The organism is Paracoccus alcaliphilus, assembly GCF_028553725.1.
In the GTDB taxonomy this organism is placed as follows: Bacteria; Pseudomonadota; Alphaproteobacteria; order Rhodobacterales; family Rhodobacteraceae; genus Paracoccus; species Paracoccus alcaliphilus.
The window spans coordinates 2,156,490-2,180,266 of sequence record NZ_CP067124.1 but is presented as its reverse complement, the minus strand read 5'-3'; the positions used below and the strand labels follow the sequence as shown (position 1 = coordinate 2,180,266).

The following is a 23,777-nucleotide window of genomic DNA, read 5'->3' as shown; positions in this document are numbered from 1 at the left end:
CGTCCTCATGTCAGGCCCATGCGTGTGCGCAAGGCCACTTTTCCGCCGTGATGACCAAGATAATGCGGATCTATGAAAGGCTCTCCCGTTTACATGCTCTATGCCCCGCGATTGCGGGTTTCAGCTTCGTTCCCGCAGCCATTTGAAAAGCCGGGGAATGGCAGCAATGTCGCGCGAACTCCGGAACCTTTGCAGCCAGCGCGCCACCGGGTCCAACCAACGCAACCAATGCAGCCAGCGGTTGGCGGCAATATAGACACCGCGCATGTCGAGCATCCGATAGAGATAGAGCGCCTGATCAATCTGTGGCAGAGAACGATTGGCCACCGCAAAGCAACTCAGAGCGAAAATAATGAAATCAATGACCTGAGCCGAATGCAGCTTGCGAACCTTGCCAAAGCGCTCCAGATCGATCAGCGTGATCCTTTGGCCGTCCCACAGGAAATCCTTGAGGTTGGGGCGCCCGTGGGCCATCCCGGCATCATGCAGCTCGTGCAGGGTGCGGGCAGCTTCGGCAAGCGCGGCCTGACGCTCCGCCTCTTCGAATGCGGGCGATTTGCAAAGCGCGGCAAGAGATATTCCTGCATCCGGAGTCACGAAGTAATCGGGACCTTCATCGACGATCCGGGGGACCGGCATGCCCGCCGTGTGCATAAGATGCAGCCCCTCACGCTCGCGTTCGAAGGCGCGCGCCGGGTTGCCCTTTTGCAGCCGCCAGCGCAACGACAGTCTTTCCTGGCGCTTGACCCAATAGGACTGACCGTTGACCTCGATGCTGGTCACCCGGAGGTTTGCGGGAATTTTTCGGACGGCACGGCGGAGATCACGGATTTCGTGCTCACCCAGAGGGCGGTGGTGGGCTCTGGATTTCACGCACTGCATCGCAACATACCCCGATTGCCGCCGGACCGCGCTCCGGTGTCATGTAGCCTGCGCTCAACCGATGGCAATGACTCCGTGTCATACTACCTTCATGCTCGCTTTACGACAACGCAAGGAAATGTCAGCGCGTCACCCTGTCCGGTTCCTGCCAAACGCCTCCACTCAGTCCTCCAATGCGCCATAGGCTTGCAGAAGCGGGCGTGCGCCTGCACCATTGCGGCACATTGTCAGGAAGGCTTTTACATGATGCAAGACCCGCATGCTGACGATCCTTGGCTGAACCTGAGGGAGAAAGACCGCGCGGGCGGCGCCAGGGCAGAGCGGGCAACCGTGCTGATCAGCGAAATCCCGAATGTCGAGCCCCTGGATGCCCAGCTTGGTGCATTTCCGAAGAAAACCGTTCCAGACGCGCTTCACGGCGCCTTCTGGGGCCAGCCTCAGCCCAGCATTTCCGAACTTGAGATAGCAGGCGGCGATCCGACGAAGGTTGCGCCAATGCAAACCTATGCGGTCCTGGATGCGGCCAAGGTCATCAACCTGCCCGAGCTGCTGGAGAATAGCGGCCTCGAGCATCGCTGCCTGTTCAAGGGCGATGCCTATGATGACCTGAAGCAGGTTGCCCCATGGGTGGTGAAGCTTGATCAGGGCAGTGATTTCACCCGCAATCTGTTCACCCGCGGTGACGCCCCGTGGTACCTGTGGGACGCAGATCCGGGAATCTACGTTCGCTCACGCGGATCTCTGGAGCAGATGTGGCGGCATTTCAGGAAGTTCACCAGGATTCGGGACGAACGCGGGAAATGGTTCTACTTCCGCTTCTGGGAAACCCGCTGGATCGATCGCTTCATTGCAGCCATGCCAGCGGATCAGTCAAGGCGCCTGCTCGCCCCCGTCTCGGCCGTTTATGCGATTGCCGCCGGGGCCCCTTCGAGGGTATACTGCATCCAATTGAACAGGAATAATTTCGAGACGACGGGGGCTCATTGATGGCCTTTACGATATCGGAGGGTATGTTCAGAACCCTGGCGCAGGGGGCTGCCGAGGACTGGGACCGGCAAACGGCAGAGAAGCTGCTGGAAATCTACCCAGCCCATATGGAGGCGCTTGGCGCGACGGTAGCGGATCTTTCCGGATTATGTCGGACCGTGCGGGGCCACGCCCTCTCCTACCAGATCACCGAGCGCCGCGATGTCTTCAAGCTGGTGGTCATTGCACTCTCGCTGGGGGCGCATTTCTGCCATGATCCAAGATTTCAGGAAGGCATAGCGCGGTCCCTTGCCCGCTTGTCCTTGCCTTCAGGACGTCGCCTCACCCTGTTGTCGACCTTTGCAGAAGCATGGCTGCGATCTCTGTGGCGCGGAAGAACGCTATCCGACTTTGGCGCGCGACTGGTCGCGACACTTCGGCATTGCACGGTGATGCCCGATTCCCCTTCCGCGCTGACGGCGGCTCTGCGTCCGCTCCTGCCAGATGAACGGGGTATCCTCCGTGTCGAGCAGAGCGAGACCTTCCTTGCGGCCTGCGCCGACCACACCCTCGCTTATGGTTTGCCTGACCCGGAACTGCGCCTGGCCTACTGCGCCAGCGCGCTGGCCCATGGCTATAGTTGGTTTGATGATCCGCTGATGCGAGGATTGAGAAGCGAATTCGAAGCCGCCCGTTCCGCTGACGATCTTCACGCCCGCATGGCAGGTTTCTACGCGAGGTTTTCCTGATGGGCGGGGATCCTAGAACGCCGGAAGGGCTCAACGCAGGACTGGCTGCGGCTGACGAGCAGAACCCCGGTCAGGTTGACCAGATCTGCGAAACCTGCCCCGACAACTGGGTGGAAACCGGCGCCATCGATGAAAGTACCGGAGAGCCGCTGCCCAACCTGCCCTATCGGATATTCGAGATCGCGACCAAGGACGAGGTGGCCCGAGGCGTTCTGGACGCAAACGGGCGATCTCCCCGACATCAGATCCCGATGCCCGCCACGCAGCTATTCGTCATGTTCGGTACGGACGAAGCCATCGATGAAGCGATGGAACAAATGGACGCCCTGCAGCGCGAACGCGCTGTTCAGGAAAATGCACGTCCAGAATGGCGGGGCTTCGAGGCTGGTCTGTCTCAGGAGGAGTTCAATGCCAGACACAGAGAGCTCATAGAATCGGGCACTTTCGTTGACGAGGACAGAGGCTTTTTCGAGGGTGCCATAAGCGGAGCCAGAGGCATCGGCAATCTGGTTGGTTCACTTGCAACCGGGCAAGGGTTAACAGGTTGGGCTGAAAGTGAATATGCTCGACGGCGCGACGAAGCGTGGGATCAATATCAGCTCGCAACCGGCGCAAGAGTGGCTGGGCGGGGAGAAAGCTTTGGCGCAGGGGCGGATCAATCTGCCTCGTTCTATTTCGGTGATGAAATTTCTGCTCGTCTAGGAAGCTTGTTGGATGAGCGAAGCTACGAAGAAATTATTGACGATCATCGACATATTCTTGATCAGAGTCGGTTAAGCAATCCCGGCTATTACATGGGAGGCGAGATTGCGGGCGCCGTTCCAACCATTTTTGTGCCGATCGGCGGCGCTGCGGCTAGTGCAGCCAGGGGTGGCGCAGCAGCATCAATGAAGGCCGGCGGAATTGCAGGCGCAGGCGCGGGGGCGATCTCGGGTGCCGGTCAAGATGAAGGTGGAATTGTTGATCGCTTAGATGGCGCAGCTGTCGGGGCTCTCACCGGTGGCATAGGCGGTGCCGTTCTGAGCGGCGCCGCAGTGCTGATCGTACGGGGCATATCCCGAACGAGAATATGGGCAAGAGTTCGCGGCCGAAATAGAGCAATCCCTGAAGGGGTTTCTTTTGGGCGAAATGCGAATCAAGATTACCACGTATGGCGTCATGTCGAGGATGAGCTCGGCATGAGCAGGCAGCGCGTACAGGATGCCATCGTTGCTGATTTACCGCCTGTGACGAATCTCTCCAACGGATTGAACGTTAGAACTGTCACTGTTGACGGGGTGAAACTACAGTATAACGCATTCAAGCTGCCTGATGGAACCGTTAACATTGGACGAATACATGAGAAAAATTGACCCCAGAGAATCAGAAATCATATCTTTTTTGGCGCGAGCTGGTGGGATTCAACTTACTTGGACGCCCCACCAGCTGGTCTGGGTAGTGAACCCAGAAATGAGATCGATTCGCGCTGATTATTGTCCGAAAGGGCGCCGAGTACATTCCGTGGCGTCTGGTGAATTTGATGATAGTGATGGAGTTCCCGTCATCGTCACCCTACTACTGACCAATGATGGGAAATTCGGTGAATTGGATTTTTGGAAGGTGAATGACGAACCTGTTTTAGATCTACCCGCGTCAGATAGCGCCTTCAGGCAGGTGAGCAGTCAGCAATCCTAATTCTCATATAGGCCTCCACCGTTTTTATGAGTGATGAACCGCCACTTGGATTAGGTTTATACGTTTCAATGAGCAGCTTCAACCAGAGGCCATAACCAAAATGATGGCAATAACTTGCGTATATGAAGACGATCAAGAACGCTGCTACATCAACGACGCACCATCAAACGAAGATTGCGAAAGCTTGGCTAAAGCATTTCTACTGAACCCTAAATCGTTTGGGGTTCCGTCGCAGCGCGGATCGTGATTCCCTTCTGTCTGGGAGGATAGATCATGTCAGCACCATTGCCGTCGGCGCTCCGGACGCGGTTTCAGCGATATATCGAGGAGGGTTTAAGCGGTCGGGCGGCGGCGCTGCGGCTGAAACTCTCGCCGGCGACCGGAGCACGTTGGGGCCGGGCGATCAGGACCAGGGGGCATGCCGAACCATTGCCCCAGGGACGTCCCAAAGGGCATGGAAAGCTTGCCCCGCACCGGGCCTTTTTTGAGGAACTGCTCGCACAGGATCCCGACATCACGCTGTTCGAACTCAGGGACGCGCTGGTCGCAGCGGAAGGCGTTCGTGTCCATCACTCATCCATTGCCAGTCTGCTGTCTCGCCTTGGGTTCACCTATAAAAAAAGTCGCTGGTGGCCGCCGAACGCCGCGGTGCCAGGGTAAGACAGCGGCGAACCGACTGGTTCGAGCATCGCTTGCCAACCATCGCGGATCGGCCGGAACGCGTGGTTTTCATAGACGAGACCTCGGTGAAGACCAACCTCACCCGTCTGCGGGGTCGTGCCCTGCGCGGCACACGCCTGACCATGGATGCGCCCTTCGGCAACTGGGGAACACAGACCCTGATTGCCGGCCTCACATCGGATGCCCTGATTGCGCCCTGGTGCATCAAGGGCGCAATGGACGGCCCCGCCTTCGCAGCCTGGGTTCGCGAGGTCCTGATCCCGGAGATCGAGCCGGGTACCGTGGTGATCCTCGACAACCTTGCCACCCACCACAACAAGCACGCTGCTGAGGCTCTGCGTGCCCATCGCTGCTGGTTTCTCTATCTGCCGCCATATTCGCCGGACCTGAACCCCATCGAAATGGCATTCGCAAAACTCAAGGCGCACCTGCGCAGGATCGGGGCAAGAACATTTACCGACGTCTTCAAGGCCATCGGCGAAGTCTGTGATCTCTTCGATCCCGGCGAATGTTGGAACTACTTCAAGGCCGCAAAATATGTCGCAGGTTAAAACAGAAATGCTTTAGGTACTTCAAAAAGCAATGGGCTGCGAAGGTGGGAGAAAATTATAATGTTGGTTCCGATGCCAGATATGAGATCGAGTTAAACGGATTTCCGTTCGAACTTCGCCATCACTCTAGAGTCGATCCCTATAAATTTTAGATCCAGAAGATGATGATCGCGGCGAGGATGATTGCGTTGAGGAAGATGTCGCCGCATCTCTCGTAGCGGGTAGCAATGCCGCGCCAGTCCTTCAGACGACCGAAGGCATTCTCGATGCGGTAGCGCCTGCGATAAAGGCGCTTGTTGTATCTGGCCGGTTTCCTGCGTTTCTTCCTGGGCGGGATACAGGGGCGGATACTGCGGCCCTTGAGGTCGTCGCGCAACCAGTCGGCGTCATAGGCCTTGTCGCCCAGGAAGTGCTTGGCTGGCGGCAGATGGCGCAGCAACACGAGGGCACCCCGACTGTCGGCCATCTGGCCAGGAGAAAGGAAGAAGTCCAAAGGGCGCCCCTTGCCATCGCTGAGCATGTGCAGCTTAGAGTTAAGGCCGCCCTTCGTGCGCCCGATCGCCCTCGGACGATCCCTTTTTTTCGCAGGCTTGCTGCGGTGCGGTGCACTTTCAGGAAGGTGCTGTCGATCATCAGCGTGTCGCCATGGCTGCCGGGTTGCGCCAGTTCCTGAAATATGCGTGCGAAGATGGCCAAAACCGCGATCTGCGTGGTCAGCGAGCATGGAAAGATAGTCAAGGAAACTGAGGTTGCCAGTGAACCAGAGCCTCTGCTTGCGTGGCTTCAAGCACTTGGCGGCAGCATTGCTGCTCTTGGCCTCGAGGCGGGGCCCTTGTCGCAATGGCTGCATCGTGGGCTGACGGACGCCGGGCTGACACCCTCGCGAAACCAGTCTGGCGAGCGCGATGTCTCAGGCGGTATAACCAAGGCCGGTGACGTGAACCTGAGGCGCGCGCTGTGCCAGGCCACAACTGTCATGATGAACCGAGGTCGAGGAACATGGCTGAGAAGCTGGGGCGCTCAGGTTGCAAAGCGCCGGGGCAGGAAAAGGGCCATGGTCGCGTTGGCGCGCCGGATCTCAGTTATCTTGCACCGCATGTGGATCGACGGCACGACATTCCGAATGGAAACTGCGCCGACGACCTGATCCGAAACCCGTTGCCGGCCTGATCGCAGGCCCTCGAGGTCCCGCAGGGACGTGGTTCCGATGATGTCGTGCTCTAGACCGTCGCTGACATCAGTCAAGCACGCCTATGAGATGGGCACATCGGAATTGCACCGAACCCGCATCATGTTGGCAGCCAGACGCTGACCACGGACCGAAGCATGTACCCAAAGGACCCACGCCAAAGGCCCCGCGAAAAAACGGCGGACAGGACCAGAACAAAAGGCACCGTTCTGGCGGATCAATCGGTTTGAGCAAAATGCCTTGACTGAGGCGAACCCGTTACCGAAGTCTGGAGCCTAGGCTCCATCCCTATAAGTTTCTGTTGCAGGCCAGCTGGTTGAGTGATTCACGGTGGTCATGATCAACCGAGACGAGCGATATTTCTGGCTGAGCGCACAACAGATGCGGCGGCTTCAACCGTTCTTTCCCAAGGTGCGAGGTCGCGCGCGATCGGACGACTGCAAGGTGCTGAGCGGGATCATCTACGTCAAGCGGTATGGGCTGCGATGGCAAGATGCACCCTCGGTCTACGGTCCCTACAAGACCCTGTACAACCGGTTTGCCCGCTGGTCTCGAATGGGCATCTTCGCACGCATATTTCAGGAACTGGCGCAACCCGGCAGCCATGGCGACACGCTGATGATCGACAGCACCTTCCTGAAAGTGCACCGCACCGCAGCAAGCCTGCGAAAAAAAGGGATCGTCCGAGGGCGATCGGGCGCACGAAGGGCGGCCTTAACTCTAAGCTGCACATGCTCAGCGATGGCAAGGGGCGCCCTTTGGACTTCTTCCTTTCTCCTGGCCAGATGGCCGACAGTCGGGGTGCCCTCGTGTTGCTGCGCCATCTGCCGCCAGCCAAGCACTTCCTGGGCGACAAGGCCTATGACGCCGACTGGTTGCGCGACGACCTCAAGGGCCGCAGTATCCGCCCCTGTATCCCGCCCAGGAAGAAACGCAGGAAACCGGCCAGATACAACAAGGGCTTACCCTCCGCCTCCCCGATTCCGAGTGACACCGTGGTGACCGCGGACATCTTCGGATATGGTGACAAGATGTCCGGCCCCGCCTCCAAGGGCGTCTAAGCACCTCGGAAATATACTAAAAACGGCGCAAGGGAATGGTGGCCGGTGAAGGATTCGAATCCCCGACATCTTCGGTGTAAAGCCAGAAATTGCTTTGTCACGCCAGCGCAGATCATGACACTGAACTGCACGAAAACGCAGGATTCGCAACATCGAGAAAACGGGCTGATATGAACGGCGAAGGTGCAGGGAAGTCAAATCTGACGAAGTTCGGTCAAATCTGGCGCTGGTGACCGGATGGTGACCGCGCACCGCATGACTTGCCCTTCTCGCGGCCTTCTTTGTTGCGCGAATCCGATCTCGCCAGTAGGCTGAGCCGCATTTAGAGCCCTTTTGCATTGCGCACATATGTTTTTACGCCAGACGATGATTGCTGCCCGGCCCAGCTTGCCCGCGCCACTGGGCGCGCTTGCCGACACCTTGCCCGCCGCTCCTGTCGGTCTGATCGATGCGCTTTTCGGGCCGGATGCCCCGAAACATGTCTTCATGCTGGTGGACGCCTCGCTGCGCAGCGACATCACCGGCTTCTTCGACCTGGACAGCATCGCCCAGCCCGCCGCCTGCCTGTTCGACGGGGCAGCGGCCGAAAGCGCGCAACAGACCGCGCCGTGGCTGGTCAACCTGACGATCCCCGAGCCGGACAATCCGGGGACGCTGACCTTTCATCGAAAATTCTTCCAGCAGCATTGGCCGGTCGGCAGCAGCCTGCTGATCCAGACCGATGCCAGTCTTGACGCAATCCGCCGCCATCTGCGCCGCTTCACCAAATTGCCGGTGCAGGACGATGGCAAGCTGCGGTTCTTCCGGTTCTGGGATCCGCGCGTCCTGCGCCCGTTTCTGGAAGCCATACAGGATGATGCCCCGCGCCTGCGCCGGATGATGCTGACGGATGACGGAACTCCGATCCACTACACCATCCGCCACGAGGACACGGACTTTCGGTTGTCACCCATGGTGGAAGAACTGGCCGGAGAGCCCATCACCCCCATGCGCCTGAATTATGCGGATTTCGATCCGATCGCCCGCGCAAGGGCAGCCGAGCGCCGCAAACGGATGGCGGATCGGATCTGCCACGACTTTGCCAGGGAGCTTGAACACAGGCCACGCAAGGCGGTCGAGGCGGCGGTCAACCATGCCTTGCAACGGTTCGGCGCCTATGGCTTCAGGATCCACGCCCATCTGCATTTCTTCGCCGCATGGACCGTGTTCTATGGCGCCGATTTCGAGACCCGCGACCCGACGGGAAAACTGCTGGAAATCTGCCATGCGACGGGGTCCGAGATCGAGCGCTTCAAGGCGTTCAGGGAGCAGTTCGAACGCTCCTGGTCGGAGGCCGCCTAGATGTCGCCGCGCCACCAGCCCCCCAACCCTTCCGAAGTCGCGATCCGCTCCGAACGCAGCGCCTATGCCGAGGCCATCCCGCCGGGCGATGTAACCGCCTCGTGCCGGGGGCCGGTGCGGGTTTGCGCGGTTTATGATGATCACTGGCGCACGCCGGTCACGATGGCACCGGTTTGGATCACCGACAGGTCGGGCGTGGTGCTTGCGGGTGGTGCGCGCACGCAAGGGCTGCCCAGCTTCGGAATGCAGGATGGGGACGAGATCGACGGGGTCCGCCCGGAACTCGGCACACTCCTGTTCAGCGACGCGCTGCGCGGGGCTGTCGGCGCGGAGTTGAGGCCCGAGCCAGACGCTGCCGCGCAGGTGGCATCACTGGAAGCGCAAATTCTTGAAGAGTTGCGCGCATTCACCGCCAGCATGGAGACCGCGCTCCAGCCATGGATCCTTGCATGGGAGGAGCAGGGCTGGCTGGGGGCCGCAAAAGCGTGGTTCGCAGGGGCGAAACGCGGCATGTCCGCATGGTGGGAGGGTGAAAAGGATTTCTGGGCGGCTGTTCGCGACTGGATGTCCAACCTGCCTGACATGCTCGGCGATGCTTGGGACGGCCTGTCCAGCGGTGCGCGCGCACTATGGGATAACAAAGACAGGATTGTCCAGCTTTTGCAGGATCTCGCGACCGGTTCGGTCAAGGCGTTCCAGCGTGGCATAGAGGCCCTGAAAGATGCCTTGGCCGCGATTCCCGGTCTTGAGGAAATCGCCGAAACCTTCCGCCTGCTCGTGGAGAAAAGTGCCGAATGGGCGGGTGCAATGAATGAAATGGTCATCCAGAGCCCCCGGATCCTTGCCGCCCTTGGCGCGACAATGCTGGGCGTGGTCATGCTGACGACGCCGAACTTCTGGGCAGAGATGATCGGCACGGGAACCGGCTTCCTGCTGCCCGAGATCATTCTGGCGATCATCTTCGCGATCATCGCGTTCTTCACCGTCGGAACAGGAGGCGCGGCGCTCGCCGGGCGCCTGACGGCTTTCATCGCCCGCGTTACCACGCAGCTGACGCAGCTTGGCCATGCGGCGGGCCGGGTAATCCTGCGAATGTTTCAGGGCATCGCCTCTATCGCGGGCAAGATGGGCGACCTCATCAGGGCGCAACGGCGAAATCGCGCGGAGAAGGCTCAGGGTACGACTGACAGCGAAATTGAGGTAACGCGACCCGTTCAACAACGGGCAAAAATGGCGGAAGGCATTGAAGATCATATCAAGAAGCGTGATCCTGATGTTCCCCGCAAACGTGGCATTGGCGGAGCTCATGACAAGCATGAGTTCGAGGCTGCGTTGCGGAGCGAGGGAGGAGAGGTCGTCAGTCGGACACCGCACCCTGACCTTCCGGGAGTTGAGCGGGTAGATTACCGAATGGGAGCGCTCGACGCAGCCGGGCAGCCTACCGGCGAACTGCGTAATCAGGTATTCACCAAGACAGTGTATGATCCTAGTATCGTGCCCGATGGGAGAATGATGCAATGGGGGCAGGAAGCGGCAGATTCGGCGATGCGCGCAAACGGAGGGAGCTTGCCGCGAGAATGGTCTGGGATAGCTAATAATGGTGTACGAATGCGCGGATATGCAAATACCTCCACTGGCGAAATCACAAGCTTCTTTCCCGAGATATAGAGCATGAACCATCAAAGAATATCCTTGCCGGACCACCTTCATCCAGTGGAGACCTATTTCAACTGGATCTCTTCAGATGACCTCCTGCGGGCTCTTGAAAACTTCTCGTCGGGTAGGGGTTTCAATATAGAGGACAACACCTGCAGCTTTCCCTCCGATATCGCGGAAGATGAAGGGATCAGCGAGGACACGGTAGATTATATCGAATTCTGGTCTTACAGCGGAAATGAGGAAGTCAGAGTCGGCTTTGATTCCTTTGAAGATATAATAATGCAAATCTCTCACATAGAGATAGAAAAAACACCTGAAAACGCTAAACTAATAGGCGATCTCGTTAAAAAAATTACCTCCCATCTTAAGCGCAACGCCTAGTGAATAATTAAATCATTGCGCTCGCTCGGGCATTTCAGCCAAAGGACGGACAGGGGAGATGGTCGTTATGCTTGAGCGAGGAAAGAAGTTATATCCATCTAAGGCAAAAAACAAAGTGGTGGAGGGCGTTGTTGCAGAACTCCGTTTTCTGAGGGATTCACACTGCGAATCCAGTGGGCTAAGGGGCGAGTATGAGCAAGCCTGAGCCGACCCGCTACCGCACGATGAACTGGAAGTCCTACAACGATGCCTTGAAGCGGCGCGGGTCCCTTCTGATCTGGCTGGACAAGGACATGGTTTGGCGCGCACCCAAATCCGGATGCAATGGTCGGCCGCCGGTCTTCTCTGATGCCGCGATCCAGTTCTGCTTGATGGTGAAGGTTCTGTTCGGCCTGCCTCTGCGGCAAACGACAGGGATGGTGGCGAGCATCCTTTCGATGGCCGGGCTCGACTGGCGGGTGCCCGATTTCTCGACCCTGAGCCGCAGGCAGAAGCGCATCACGGTTCAGATCACGAGCCGCCGTGCGCCGGGGCCGCTGAACCTGCTGGTGGACAGCACCGGGATCAAGTTTCTTGGTGATGGGGAATGGCTTGCCCGCAAGCATGGCCCGCATCGCCGACGCCAATATCGTAAGGTTCATCTGGCGATGGACACGGCTACAGGTGACATCCGCGCCGTCGAATTCACCTCAAGCCGTGAAGGCGACAGCCCTGTTCTGCCCGACCTGCTCAACCAGATCCCAGAGGATGAACAGATCGGCACCGTCACCGGCGACGGTGCCTTTGACACCCGACGCTGCCACACCGCGATCCTGGATCGAGGCGGCACCGCTATCATCCCGATCCGGAGGAATGGCCGTCTCTGGAAGGAGGATTGCCCCGCAGCCAGGGCGCGCAACGAGATCCTCCGGGCAACCCAGCGCTTGGGCAGGGCCATATGGAAGCGCTGGTCAGGTTATCACGTCCGAAGCAGGATCGAGGCAAGGATGCGCTGCCTCAAGGCCTTCGGTGAACGCATCTCATCACGAGACCCGGACCGCCAGACCGCCGAAATCCATATCCGCATCGCCCTCATGAACCGCTTCAATGCCCTCGGATCCGCCGAGATCAAACGCGTGGCATGAACTCAACGCGGAAAGGGAAAACTGCGCTCACACACTGACTTCTGCAACAACGCCGTGGTGGAGGATGGAATTAGCGATGATACTTGGAGAATATTCCATAAAAATAATTCATACATATTTGAGTATCTCTCAGGAAGTCATGGCGGAGGAACTAAAGAACATACGATTTCAAAGGACGATTTTGATCGTGTGAGAGCTGGAAAAATGACGGCTTATGACATACTTCTTAAATATAGCCTTAGCTGAAATGTCGTCCGTGTATTAACGCCAGGTACCGTATATTAATTTCCAATCGGACGCTATAGGCAACTGGAAAAGAAAACGTTAGGCTGCTTTTTTATTTTCTGTATAGTTGAGCTGTGATGAGTTGGGTAACTGAGGCACCTGTAGGGTATGTTACTATTCTTGCGTTTGTCCTAAAGCATTTCTGTTTTAACCTGCGACATATCCTGCGGCCTTGAAGTAGTTCCAACATTCGCCGGGATCGAAGAGATCACAGACTTCGCCGATGGCCTTGAAGACGTCGGTAAATGTTCTTGCCCCGATCCTGCGCAGGTGCGCCTTGAGTTTTGCGAATGCCATTTCGATGGGGTTCAGGTCCGGCGAATATGGCGGCAGATAGAGAAACCAGCAGCGATGGGCACGCAGAGCCTCGGCAGCCTGCTTGTTGTGGTGGGTGGCAAGGTTGTCGAGGATCACCACGGTTCCCGGCTCGATCTCCGGGATCAGGACCTCGCGAACCCAGGCTGCGAAGGCGGGGCCGTCCATTGCGCCCCGGATGCACCAGGGCGCAATCAGGGCATCCGGTGTGAGCCCGGCAATCAGGGTCTGTGTTCCCCAGCTGCCGAAGGGCGCATCCATGGTCAGGCGTGTGCCGCACAGGGCACGTCCCCGCAGGCGGGTGAGGTTGGTCTTCACCGAGGTCTCGTCTATGAAAACCGTAACCAACCGATTGTTCTTGCAGTTACCCATATGTCTCGGATGATGGTGTTTCGGCGATGCGAGCGCCTTCGACAAGATCGGCGAGGCGGGAGAGGCCGCGCCATATGACGGTGGTTCCTGGTGGCGCATCGGAGGTCCGATCGAGATAGCCGCCGAGCCGCGCGACGAGTCTGACATAGAAATCGAGGTCACGCGGAAGCTTTTGCTTGCTCTCGGGCGCTGTGCGCTCGAGCAGTTGGCGTTCGGCGTCGGTGAAGACGGCAGCAGGCGATGCTTTCGGCACCTCTCGGCCGAGCATCGTCATCCATGACACGCGCCAGGACACGACGCAGCACAACGCGATACAGTTTGCCAGTCGATCAGCCGTGGCCAGGCGCAGCTCTTCGATCCGGCACCCGGTCTTCAGGGTCCGGAAGAATGTCTCGATCTTCCAGCGCAGCGCATACCATTGGAGCTTGTGGATTGCGTCCGCGTGGGTCGCCACCGGCAAGTTCGTGATCAGCTTCCAGAAGACGGGCACCCGGCCTTCCGGCGGGTCAAGCTCCTCGGCATGGATGATCTGAAGATTCTGATGCCGGTATTTCCGCTGCTTTCCGATCGGCGGGCGGACCGTCATTGTAGCGTGCCGGACCGAGAGCACGGCGCAATGATCCTTGCCCTGCGCATCGCGGAACCGGACCTCGTGGGTGCCGCTGGACTGCACCTCTGCCATCACCTTGGCAATCGTCGTGCCGCCATCCTCCGCCAGACGGTCGACGCAGCTGCGGACGAGGAACCCGGTCCCGAGTTCTTCGGACAGGCAGTAGAGTTCGTATATGTCGCTTTCCCGATCACCGATATGCACGCAGCGCTCTGGCACCCCTGTCAGTTCGGTGGACAGGCGCAGATTGTCGAGCCAGCGCATGCTTTCCTTCTGTTCGATCGGCACCCGGGTCGGATTGATCTTCCGTTTAAGAGCGGCGGTTCCCTTGAACTTGCTGCGCGACCAGAACTTGGCCGCCGTCAGGCCGAGCGGCAGCCCATCCGGCGTGATGGCCATGCTGGCATGCATCAAAAGCCCGCAGACCGCATGTTTCTGATAGCGACCTTCCTTCAGTTTGCGTCCAGTCGACACCGTCGTGAACCCCACCTTCTCCGGAGCCGAACGCTTGAAGGAGAATTCCGTGGTGTCCTGCAGGATCAGGATGGGACCATCGGTTGCCCGGATGCGCAGGGCAGAGGCAGCGAAATGGCCCTCGAGGATCTTGTCCTCGCTGACATTGCCGTTAGCAAAGAAGCGGTAGGCGGCCTTGGTATTCGACCAGTCCTGGAATGCCGTCGGCAGCGATTTTCCCGGCCGTTCCCCGAGGGCCTCGAGCATTGCCTCAAGCCGCCTGTTCAGCCTGACATCTCCCAGATCGCATCCGGCCGTTTCCGTTTCCACCCAACTCTGTCCCATGTCTGCACCTCAATTATTCGGTGCCACATGACGAATCATGATCGCTTGTGCTCAGGCAAGGCCAAGTCTGGTGGGTGAATCAATTCGCCGCACCACTTGTGGGTAACTGCAAGGGCAACCGGGCCGTTACTGAAAACCACGCGTTCCGGCCGATCCGCGATGGCTGGCAAGCGATGCTCGAACCAGTCGGTTCGCCGCTGTCTTACCCTGGCACCGCGGCGTTCGGCGGCCACCAGCGACTTTTTTTATAGGTGAACCCAAGCCGCGACAGCAGACTGGCAATGGACGAGTGATGGACACGAACGCCTTCCGCTGCGATCAGCGCGTCCCTGAGTTCGAACAGCGTGATGTCGGGATCCTGTGCGAGCAGTTCCTCGAAAAAGGCCCGGTGCGGGGCAAGCTTTCCATGCCCTTTGGGACGTCCCTGGGGCAATGGTTCGGCATGCCCCCTGGTCCTGATCGCCCGGCCCCAACGTGCTCCGGTCGCCGGCGAGAGTTTCAGCCGCAGCGCCGCCGCCCGACCGCTTAAACCCTCCTCGATATATCGCTGAAACCGCGTCCGGAGGGCCGACGGCAATGGTGCTGACATGATCTATCCTCCCAGACAGAAGGGAATCACGATCCGCGCTGCGACGGAACCCCAAACGATTCAGGGTTCAGTAGAAATGCTTTAGTGTCCATTGTCTTGACGGCTTTTAAGGAGTCGGTTCTGAACAACGCGGTTATGCCGCGCCCTGCATCTGAAGTGGTCTGTTAACGACCACGATGATGCCGAGGATTAAGCGGATGACGAAGGCCCAAAAGGCCCTGAGATGGGCGAGGATCTTGCGGATGTTGTGGCCGCAGGCGCAGAGCACGGCGAAGATGGCATCGCCGATCCTGCCCTTCAGGGGACATCTGGTCAATCTGCCGTCTGATTTCATATGGCCGATCTCGGGCTCGATGGCGCTGCGCCGTTTGAGGAGCTTCGCCAGCGCCGGGGTGATACCGCGCCGCTGGCCGCTGATCAGGACGCGGGTGGTCTCGATGCCATGCCCGCGATAGCCGCGGTCGACCAGGGCGAGTGTGGGCCTCGTATCGGTCAGGATTTCGACCTGTTCGAGGGCCGGTGCCAGGGTGTGGCCGTCATGGGGATTGCCGGGAAAGCTGCGGGCGCCAACTATGAGGCCGCCAACAAGGGTCGTGGCGAGGCTGACCTTGGTGCCAAACTCGTATCGCACCCGTGCCTTGCCTTTGGAGATGCAATCGACCTCGGGCTCGTGCAGGGAATAGACCTTGTCGCGGCTCTTTGGTCCCTGTTCCAGCAGGCGGCCGACCAGCCAGAGGGCGTCCACAACCCTCTCGCGCAGGGGGCTTTGCGGGATGTCCTGCAGGTGCCGACGCAGATCGCGGCGCACCCGGCCGACATGGCCCTTGAGCTGACGCAGCGCCTTGCGCATGCGCTTGAACTGGCGGGCATGGGCGTAGCGCCCGACCTGAATGGCCAGCCGCGGTGCAAGACGGGCATAGCTCTGGCGCAGATCGATCCCGGCCCTCTTCGCCAGACCGACCAACAGGGCCCGGGCCCGCTCGTAGAGCCGGGCATCCGTCGGATAGGCGATGTTCTTTTCCATCACGGTGGTATCGATCGCCACCCGCTTCAGCGCCTTGTCGGTGATCGTCCCGGAACTGCGGCCAGCCTCGATCGTCTTGGTCAACAGCCATTCCACCCCTTCTTCACCGATCCTCTTGCGCCAGCGCACCAGCGATGACGGATCAATAGGCGGGCGATGCTGAAAGAAGGTCTCGCCGGTGAAATGCTGGTAGTAGGGGTTCTCGACCCAACGGGCGACCACCGCCTCGTCCGACAGCTTGAACGCATGCTGCAGATACATCAGCCCGGCGATCAGACGCGGAGAAGTCGCCGGGCGCCCCGTCGCCGAGGGGAAGAACCCGGCCCATTCCCGCTCGAAGAACTCCCAGTCGATCAGCGCCGCGAGCTTCACCAACTCGTGGCGCGGATCGATCATATCCACCAGTCGGGGGCGCAGAAGGTCGTCCTGTTCGGCGGTGCGGAAATGGGGCTTCATTGGCGATCACAAATTGCAGGGTTTCTGCGTCAAGATTACAAAATCCTGCGATCCAACGCCAACAAAACCGCAGGATGATCACGCAATATCAACGCGTTCCGCGTTGGTCAGAGTCGACTAAGGATAATACTGAATTTCCTCTCAAAGGCACGTAACCGTGCCCCACGTCCCTGGTGTTGGCGTGGCCCGTTGACGGCCGTGGGGCCTCGGCAAGATCGCTGCCAGCGCTGTTAAGGAAGCATCCTGGGCCAAGATCTTCATGGGAGCGCCACGAACAGGCACGCCATGCGATCTGCAATGATGAGGGATTGGTCCGCGGGCTGGCGCGAATGATCGCCAGCTTCGATCGCGACGCTGAGCCGGGAGTTCGGCATCAACCCGGAGACGGTGCCGAAAGAGCCGCGATCAACCGTTCTCTGAGAGGTCGAAGAGGCGATGGCCATTGCGTTGTGTCGCCATACACTGCTGCGGCTGGGTAATTGCCGCAGTCCCCTGCCGCACCTACCTTCAGCGGATATCCGTCCGTCCCCGCCTGTCGCTTCGCAGGTTGGAAAACAGCACATGATTGCGCCAGCGCCCGTTGATCTGCAAATAGCTTTGCGCGACCCCCTCATATTTGAAGCCCGAGCGTTCCAGAACTCCGCGCGATGCGGCGTTTTCGGGCAGGCAGGCGGCGTCGATCCGGCTCAGATCCATGGTGGTGAACGCGTGATGGACCAGCGCGCCGATCGCCTCGCGCATATAGCCCTGCCGGGCGAAGGGCTGGCCGATCCAGTAACCGATGGTGCCCGATTGCGCCGGGCCGCGGCGGATATTGTCCAGCGTGATCGCGCCCACCAGAACCCCATCGCGGCGCACCAGAAACAGCGGCAGTGCCGTGCCCGCCTTGCTGGCCCGGGCGGCCCAATAGACACGATTGGTGAAACTTTTGCGCGACAGGTGATCGGGCGCCCAGACGGGCTCCCACGGGGTCAGGAAATCGCGGCTGGTCTCTCGCAGCGATGTCCAGGCGGCGTAATCGGAATGCGCGGGCAGGCGCAGCACCATCCGCTCGCTTTCCAGACGGAAGGCACGGCGCATGCCGAACATTACGCGGCCAGCCTCTCGGCAAGCTCCTCGCGGGCGGGCGCACCGGATACCGGGCCATAAAGCGCCAGCGCCGGTCGCGCCCCCCGGATCATCCGCTCGGCATGGGCGCGCACATCGGCGACCGTGACGGCCGAGATCCGCTCTGCCACCTCGGCCGGATCGGGCACGCGGCCCCAGATCGCCAGCGTCCGCGCCATGCGTTCGGCCTGCGAGGACGGGCTTTCCAGCCCCATCAGCAGGCTGGCGCGGATCTGCGCACGGGCGCGGGCGATCTCGGCCTCGGTCATATCCTCGGCAGCGCGGCGGATCTCGTCCACGGTCAGCCGGGCCAGATCGGCCAGATCCCCTGCCCCGGTCCCGGCATAGATGGTCATCATGCCGGTATCGTCATGAAAACCCGATTGCGCAAAGATCGTATAGCACAGCCCGCGTTCCTCGCGGATCTTCTGGAACAGGCGCGAGGACATGCCGCCGCCAAGCGCGGTCGAAAAGATCTGCGCCGCGTCGAAATCATGATCCAGATAGCCCGGCCCCTCCAGCGCCAGCGCGAAATGCGCCTGCTCCAGCGCCTTCAGCTGCCGCGTCTCGCGGCCTTCCCAGCGGGCGCTTTCGCGCGGCGACTGGGTGATCGGGGTCAGGTGACCGAAGGCGGCTTCGGCCAGACGGATGATCCGGTCGTGATCCAGCGCCCCCGCCGCCGCGACGACCATCTGGCCGGGCCCGTAATTCTCGGTCACGAAATTCGCCAGATCGGCGCGGCCGAAATGGCTGACCCGCTCGGCCGCGCCAAGGATGGTGCGGCCCATCGCCTGATCGGGATAGGCGGCCTCTTGCAGCCAGTCGAAGATCACGTCGTCGGGCGTGTCCAGCGATTGCCCGATCTCTTGCAGGATCACACCGCGTTCGACCTCGATCTCGCGCGCGTCGAAAACCGGGTTCAGCACGATGTCGGAAATCACGTCGAAGGCCAGATCGACATCGCTTTCCAGCACCCGGACGTAATAGGCGGTCGTATCGCGCGAGGTATAGGCGTTGATGAAGCCGCCCACATCCTCGATCGCCTCGGCGATCTGCAGGGCGCTGCGGGTCGTGGTGCCCTTGAAGGCCATATGTTCCAGAAAATGGGCGATGCCGTTCTGTTCGGCCCGTTCATTGCGGCCACCGGCGCTGATCCACACGCCAAGGGCCGCCGAATGCAGCCCGGGCATATGCCGGGTGACAACGCGCAGCCCGTTGGGAAGAGTGGTCAGGTTGAAATCGGGATCGTGGCTCACGCGGTTCTCCGTTCAAGGATCAGCGATCTAAGCGCCGCCACATCATTTTCAACCCGGCTGACGCGTTCCGGCAGATCGAACAGTTGCGCCATATGCGGCGGCAGTTCGGGGCGCAGTCCCACGGCCTGTTCCACCGCATCGGGGAATTTCGCCGGATGGGCCGTGGCCAGCGTCACCATTGGCACGCCGGGTTCCAGATGCCTGCGCGCGACCGCAACGCCTACGGCGCTGTGCGGGCACAGCACCTGACCGGTTTCGTCGCGAATGGTGCGGATCATCTGCAAGGTCTCATCTTCGGTGACGCAGCCCGAGGCATATTGATCGCGCAGCGTCTCGAGTGCCCCCTGGCTGATGCTGAAGCCACCCGTTTTCAGTTCGTCCATCAACTGCCGGATCGCGCCCGCGTCACCGCCATAGGCCCAGAACAGCGCGCGTTCGAAATTCGAGCTGACCTGAATGTCCATCGAGGGGCTGATCGAAGGTTCGACCGTGCCGACCCGGTATTCGCCGGTGCTCAGCGCGCGATGCAGAATGTCGTTCTGGTTGGTGGCGACGATCAGACGGCGGATCGGCAGGCCCATGGCCCGGGCAATCGAACCCGCGAAGATGTCGCCGAAATTGCCGGTGGGGACGGTGAAATCCACCTCGCGATGCGGCGCGCCAAGGCTGGCGGCGGCGGTGAAGTAATAGACCACCTGCGCCACGATCCGCGCCCAGTTGATGCTGTTAACGCCGGCCAGCCCGACCTGATCGCGGAAGGCGTGGTCGTTGAACAGGTCCTTCAGCCGCGCCTGACAATCGTCGAAATGACCGGTCAGGGCCAGCGCATGGACATTGGCGGCGTCGGGCGTGGTCATCTGGCGGCGCTGCACCTCGGACACGCGCCCATGGGGGAACAGGATGAACACATCGACATTGTCCAGCCCCTTGAAGGCCTCGATCGCCGCCGAACCGGTATCGCCCGAGGTCGCGCCGACGATGGTGATCCGCTGGCCGGACCGCTTCAATGCGATCTGGAACAGCTGGGCGATCAGCTGCATGGCGAAATCCTTGAAGGCCAGCGTCGGGCCGTGGAACAGTTCCAGCAGGTGATGGCCGGGGGCAAGCTGGACCAGCGGTGCGCGGGCCACATGGCTGATGCGGCCATAGGCGCGGGTGATGGCGCCGCGCAGCTCGTCCTCAGAAAAGCTGTCGCCGGTAAAGGGACGGATCACGCGGAAGGCGACCTCTTCATAGGGAAGCCCGTCCAGCGACGCGATGTCGGACATGGCCGGAACGGTTTCGGGCACATACAACCCGCCATCGCGCGCCAGCCCGGTCAGCATCGCCTGTTCGAAGTCCAGAGCCGGGGCCTCGCCCCGCGTCGAGATGTAACGCATCGCCGTTCCTTCAGTATTTCTGCTGCCTGATACGCCAGATCAGGGCAACTGTCATCCCTGCCCAGACGGCTGCGATCATGAACCACTGAATCGCATAGGACAGGTGATTGTTGGGTATGCCTTCGACGGCGACCGGGATCGGCTTCACCCCTTGCGCATCGCCCTGCACCTGGCTGGCGACGACCAGAACCGGCTGCGTGTCCAGCAAGCCAGCCATGGCGGGAACGTCGCGGGCGAACCAGATATTCTCGGACAGGTTCGGATCGGGCGTGGCGCTGCCCTTTTCATCGGGCCAGTGCAGGTTGCCGCGGATCTCCAGCCGCGTGGGCGGCCGCGGGGCATGGCGCATCTCTTGCGGGACAAAGCCGCGATCGACCATGATCCGACGCCCGTCATCGGTCTCGAAACCCGAGACGATCTGATAGCCGCCGCCCTGCTCCTTGCTGCCTGACAGCACGTCGATTTCCTGACCCGTGGTGGTGCCGCTGACCACGACCGGCAGGTATTTCATCGACGCGTCGATCTGGTCCGGCAAAGGCACCGGCGGCGCCTCGATCCCGGTGCGGATCTGGTCCAGCAGCCCCTCTTTCCATTCCATCCGCTGCAACTGCCAAACCCCCAGCCCCACCAGAATGGCGCAGCCCAGAATGCCAAGGATCAGCGGAAAGAGATAACGTCGCATCGCATGCTTCTTACAGGTCATACGGCCCGGATCAACCGGCCAAAGAAAAACGCGCGGAGGACAACCCCCGCGCGCCGGTTTTCCGTTCAACGGGGATCAGCTGCCCCAGACATAGACGACGGCGAACAGGAACAGCCAGACCACGTCAACGAAGTGCCAGTACCAGGCGGCGGCCTCGAAGCCCAGATGCTGCTGCTGGCTCATCTGGCCCTTCAGCATCCGGATCAGGCAGACGGCCAGAAAGATCGTGCCGATGATGACGTGGAAGCCGTGGAACCCGGTCGCCAGATAGAAGGCCCCGGCATAGGCGGTGTCGGCCAGACCGAAGGCCGCGTGGCTGTATTCATAGGCCTGCATGACGGTAAAGATCACGCCGAGGGCCACCGCGACGGCCAGACCGTTGATGGTGGTCTTGCGGTCATTCTCATGCACCAGCGCGTGGTGTGCCCAGGTCACGGCGACACCCGACAGCAGCAGGATCAGCGTGTTCATGAAGGGCAGATGCCATGCGTCGAAGGTCACGATGCCTTCGGGCGGCCAGACGCCGTCCTTGATCGGGCTTTCCGGCCCCATCGGATACATGGCGTTCTTGATGAAGTTCCAGAACCAGGCGACGAAGAACATCGCCTCGGAAATGATGAACAGGATGACGCCGTATTGCAGGCCGATGCGCACCACCGGGGTGTGATCGCCCGACTCACCCTCGCGGACGACATCGGCCCACCAGCTGAACATCACATAAAGGACGCCGACAAGGCCGATCAGGAACATCCACGGGCCGTTGTCCTGCATCCACATCACGCCGCCGAACAGCATGACGAAAGTGGCGATGGCGCCGAGCAGAGGCCAGATGGATGGCGGAAGGATGTGGTAATCGTGGTTCTTTGCGTGCGCCATGAGCTGATCCCCGTCGCTGCTTGGTATTCGTTTCAGTTGATGGTCTCGGTCCGGGCGCTGTCAAGCGCAGCCTGTTTCGGCTCGGTCCGGTGGAAGGTATAGGACAGCGTGATGTCACGCACCCAGCCTGCATCGCGATCCTTGACGATGGCCGGATCGACATAGAAGCTGACCGGCATCTCCATCCGCTCTCCGGGTTGCAGGGTCTGCTCGGTAAAGCAGAAGCACTGGATCTTGTCGAAGTAAAAACCCGCGACTTCCGGCGCGACGTTATAGCTGGCGGTGCCGGTGATCGGCACGTCGCTGTTGTTCACCGCCTCATAGAAGGCCAGCCCGTTCTCTCCGATCTTCAGGTCCATGCGGGCCTGCATCGGCCGGAAGGTCCAGTCCAGATTGGAATCGACATTGGCGTCGAACCGGACCCGGACCATTTCGTCCAGCACTTCGTCGGGGGCCGTCTCGGAGATCTGCGTGGTACCGGCAAATCCGGTGACGCGGCAGAACCAGTCATAGAAGGGCACGGCCGCCCAGGCCAGCGCGCCCATGACCACGACAACGCCCACCAGCGACAGGGCGGTACGGGATTCGCGGTTCATGGTCTTTCCTCCTCGGTCGTAGCTGCTGCGGGTTCCTGTGGCAGGATCGACACCCGCGGTTGGTGATCGAAGGCCTCCATCAGGTTGCCCTGCCTTACCTTTACCACGGTCAGCGCAAAGATCAGTGCGACAAAAGCCAGCAGCACCAGCCCCAGCCCGACATTGCGAGAGCGCCGCCGGTTGTGCAGTTCATGTTCGCTGTGCAGCGGCATCACCATGTCCCCCACCCGTGCTGAACCAGAAGCGCAAGGAAATGCAGGAAGGTGTAATAAAGCGACAGCTTGAAGAACCGCCGTTCCGCAACATAGTTATCGGCCTGCGCCTGTTCTTCGTTGCGGCGCATGATCCGCCAGCCGCCGTGAATGAACATCGCGTTCAGCACCACGGCCACGGCCAGATACAGCGGTCCGCCGACCGAGGTCAGCCCCAGCCAGATCGCAAAGGGCGCCAGCACCAGCGTATAGGCGAAGATATGGCGGCGGGTGGCGGCGCGGCCATGGGTGACCGTCAGCATCGGCACACCGGCCTTGTGATAGTCTTCCTTCATGAACAGCGCCAGCGCCCAGAAATGCGGCGGTGTCCAGAAGAAGATCAGCGCGAACATCAGCAGCGATTCGATACCGATGCCGCCGGTGGCGCAGGCCCAGCCGATCATCGGCGGAAAGGCCCCGGCCGCGCCGCCGATGACGATGTTCTGCGGCGTCCAGCGTTTCAGCCAGATCGTATAGATTACGGCATAGAAGAAGATGGTGAAGGCCAGAAAGCCCGCTGCGAACCAGTTGGCGACCAGCCCCAGCATCATCACCGACAGGCCAGACAGCGCGATGCCCAGACCCAGCGCCTCGCCCCCGGTCACCCGGCCTGCGGGGATCGGGCGACTTTGGGTGCGGCGCATGACCGCGTCGATATCGGCGTCATACCACATGTTCAGCGCGCCCGAGGCACCGCCTCCCAGGGCGATGAACAGGATTGCACAGAAGATCAGGAACGGATGCACCGGTTGCGGTGCGATCCACAGCCCGACAAAGGCGGTAAAGACGACCAGCGACATCACCCGGGGCTTCAGCAGGGCGACGTAATCGCCGAACTCTGCCTCGGGGGTGCCTTCATATGATCGGATATCGGTCATTGCGCGTTCGTTGGATCTTGAAGC

At 60.4% G+C, this 23,777-nt stretch carries 23 protein-coding genes and 2 pseudogenes; 11 read left to right on the top strand and 14 right to left on the bottom strand.

The features are described 5' to 3' along the window. Positions 1–120: 120 nt before the first annotated feature. Positions 121–783, bottom strand: a complete 663-nt coding sequence (locus JHW40_RS11155; RefSeq protein WP_170852007.1) for a lipopolysaccharide kinase InaA family protein — start codon at positions 781–783, stop codon at positions 121–123. A gap of 342 nt (positions 784–1,125) precedes the next feature. On the opposite strand from JHW40_RS11155, the gene JHW40_RS11150 reads away from it, so the two are divergent. From JHW40_RS11150 to JHW40_RS11130, 5 genes are all read left to right on the top strand, one after another. Then, entirely contained in the window at positions 1,126–1,869 is a 744-nt protein-coding gene (locus JHW40_RS11150; protein WP_170852006.1) for a DUF4123 domain-containing protein, read from the top strand. A gap of 23 nt (positions 1,870–1,892) precedes the next feature. Then, positions 1,893–2,597, top strand: coding sequence for a hypothetical protein (locus JHW40_RS11145; RefSeq protein WP_139208323.1), 705 nt, complete (start codon positions 1,893–1,895; stop codon positions 2,595–2,597). Then, a complete protein-coding gene (locus JHW40_RS11140; RefSeq protein ID WP_090618093.1) occupies positions 2,597–3,949 on the top strand; it encodes a hypothetical protein in 1,353 nt (450 codons plus the stop codon). Before JHW40_RS11145 ends, JHW40_RS11140 begins: the two co-directional genes overlap by 1 nt. Then, a complete protein-coding gene (locus JHW40_RS11135; protein ID WP_139208322.1) occupies positions 3,936–4,271 on the top strand; it encodes a DUF6984 family protein in 336 nt (111 codons plus the stop codon). The genes JHW40_RS11140 and JHW40_RS11135 overlap by 14 nt, the downstream gene beginning before the upstream one ends. A 273-nt stretch (positions 4,272–4,544) precedes the next feature. Further along, positions 4,545–5,503, top strand: a protein-coding gene (locus tag JHW40_RS11130) for an IS630 family transposase (protein WP_272848967.1) whose coding sequence is annotated in 2 segments (ribosomal slippage) — positions 4,545–4,886 and positions 4,889–5,503 — 957 coding nt in all. Because the reading frame shifts where the segments join, the coding sequence is not laid out codon by codon here. A 148-nt stretch (positions 5,504–5,651) separates the two neighbouring features. On the opposite strand, the pseudogene JHW40_RS11125 reads toward JHW40_RS11130, so the two are convergent. Beyond that, positions 5,652–6,199: pseudogene (locus JHW40_RS11125) on the bottom strand (IS5 family transposase); the annotation flags it as partial. On the opposite strand from JHW40_RS11125, the gene JHW40_RS11120 reads away from it, so the two are divergent. The 6 genes and pseudogenes from JHW40_RS11120 to JHW40_RS11095 all read left to right on the top strand — a co-directional run bounded on the left by JHW40_RS11120 (position 6,192) and on the right by JHW40_RS11095 (position 12,258). After that, entirely contained in the window at positions 6,192–6,650 is a 459-nt protein-coding gene (locus JHW40_RS11120) for a transposase (RefSeq protein WP_272848966.1), read from the top strand. The pseudogene JHW40_RS11125 and the gene JHW40_RS11120 sit on opposite strands and share 8 nt — an antisense overlap. Before the next feature lie 378 nt (positions 6,651–7,028). Beyond that, a pseudogene (locus JHW40_RS11115) lies at positions 7,029–7,657 on the top strand (IS5 family transposase); the annotation flags it as partial. Between the two features lie 444 nt (positions 7,658–8,101). Beyond that, on the top strand, positions 8,102–9,094 hold the full coding sequence (locus JHW40_RS11110; protein WP_090618107.1) for a DUF4123 domain-containing protein: 993 nt from the start codon (positions 8,102–8,104) through the stop codon (positions 9,092–9,094). Continuing rightward, complete coding sequence (locus JHW40_RS11105) at positions 9,095–10,762, top strand: CdiA family toxin C-terminal domain-containing protein (RefSeq protein WP_090618105.1); 1,668 nt, start codon at positions 9,095–9,097, stop codon at positions 10,760–10,762. A 24-nt stretch (positions 10,763–10,786) separates the two neighbouring features. Continuing rightward, positions 10,787–11,134 carry a hypothetical protein gene (locus JHW40_RS11100; protein ID WP_139208326.1) on the top strand — a complete coding sequence of 116 codons (348 nt, stop codon included), beginning with the start codon at positions 10,787–10,789 and terminating at the stop codon, positions 11,132–11,134. A 191-nt stretch (positions 11,135–11,325) separates the two neighbouring features. Continuing rightward, complete coding sequence (locus JHW40_RS11095; RefSeq protein WP_026155396.1) at positions 11,326–12,258, top strand: IS5-like element ISPpa3 family transposase; 933 nt, start codon at positions 11,326–11,328, stop codon at positions 12,256–12,258. A gap of 432 nt (positions 12,259–12,690) precedes the next feature. Here the strand turns inward: JHW40_RS11095 and JHW40_RS11090 are convergent, their stop codons facing one another. The 12 genes from JHW40_RS11090 to cyoE form a co-directional block, all read right to left on the bottom strand. Next, positions 12,691–13,206 carry an IS630 family transposase gene (locus tag JHW40_RS11090; protein WP_272848965.1) on the bottom strand — a complete coding sequence of 172 codons (516 nt, stop codon included), beginning with the start codon at positions 13,204–13,206 and terminating at the stop codon, positions 12,691–12,693. Between the two features lie 16 nt (positions 13,207–13,222). Next, on the bottom strand, positions 13,223–14,638 hold the full coding sequence (locus tag JHW40_RS11085; RefSeq protein WP_272848964.1) for an IS4 family transposase: 1,416 nt from the start codon (positions 14,636–14,638) through the stop codon (positions 13,223–13,225). 202 nt (positions 14,639–14,840) lie between these two features. Then, complete coding sequence (locus JHW40_RS11080; RefSeq protein WP_272848963.1) at positions 14,841–15,227, bottom strand: transposase; 387 nt, start codon at positions 15,225–15,227, stop codon at positions 14,841–14,843. Between the two features lie 133 nt (positions 15,228–15,360). Beyond that, positions 15,361–16,707 (bottom strand): IS5 family transposase, encoded by a 1,347-nt coding sequence (locus JHW40_RS11075; protein ID WP_272848962.1) that lies wholly within the window; start codon positions 16,705–16,707, stop codon positions 15,361–15,363. Between the two features lie 507 nt (positions 16,708–17,214). After that, entirely contained in the window at positions 17,215–17,796 is a 582-nt protein-coding gene (locus JHW40_RS11070; RefSeq protein ID WP_090610014.1) for a GNAT family N-acetyltransferase, read from the bottom strand. Beyond that, positions 17,796–19,004 carry a M16 family metallopeptidase gene (locus tag JHW40_RS11065; protein WP_090610204.1) on the bottom strand — a complete coding sequence of 403 codons (1,209 nt, stop codon included), beginning with the start codon at positions 19,002–19,004 and terminating at the stop codon, positions 17,796–17,798. The genes JHW40_RS11070 and JHW40_RS11065 overlap by 1 nt, the downstream gene beginning before the upstream one ends. Positions 19,005–19,066: 62 nt before the next feature. Continuing rightward, positions 19,067–20,449 carry a threonine synthase gene (gene thrC / locus JHW40_RS11060; RefSeq protein ID WP_090610015.1) on the bottom strand — a complete coding sequence of 461 codons (1,383 nt, stop codon included), beginning with the start codon at positions 20,447–20,449 and terminating at the stop codon, positions 19,067–19,069. 10 nt (positions 20,450–20,459) lie between these two features. Beyond that, positions 20,460–21,131, bottom strand: coding sequence for an SURF1 family protein (locus tag JHW40_RS11055; protein WP_090610016.1), 672 nt, complete (start codon positions 21,129–21,131; stop codon positions 20,460–20,462). A 96-nt stretch (positions 21,132–21,227) separates the two neighbouring features. Further along, complete coding sequence (locus JHW40_RS11050; protein WP_090610017.1) at positions 21,228–22,028, bottom strand: cytochrome c oxidase subunit 3; 801 nt, start codon at positions 22,026–22,028, stop codon at positions 21,228–21,230. A gap of 32 nt (positions 22,029–22,060) precedes the next feature. After that, positions 22,061–22,624: a cytochrome c oxidase assembly protein gene (locus JHW40_RS11045; RefSeq protein WP_090610018.1), complete on the bottom strand. Its 564-nt coding sequence runs from the start codon at positions 22,622–22,624 to the stop codon at positions 22,061–22,063. After that, positions 22,621–22,842, bottom strand: a complete 222-nt coding sequence (locus JHW40_RS11040) for a hypothetical protein (protein WP_272848961.1) — start codon at positions 22,840–22,842, stop codon at positions 22,621–22,623. Before JHW40_RS11040 ends, JHW40_RS11045 begins: the two co-directional genes overlap by 4 nt. Beyond that, on the bottom strand, positions 22,836–23,753 hold the full coding sequence (gene cyoE / locus JHW40_RS11035) for a heme o synthase (protein ID WP_090610019.1): 918 nt from the start codon (positions 23,751–23,753) through the stop codon (positions 22,836–22,838). Before cyoE ends, JHW40_RS11040 begins: the two co-directional genes overlap by 7 nt. Positions 23,754–23,777 lie beyond the last annotated feature (24 nt).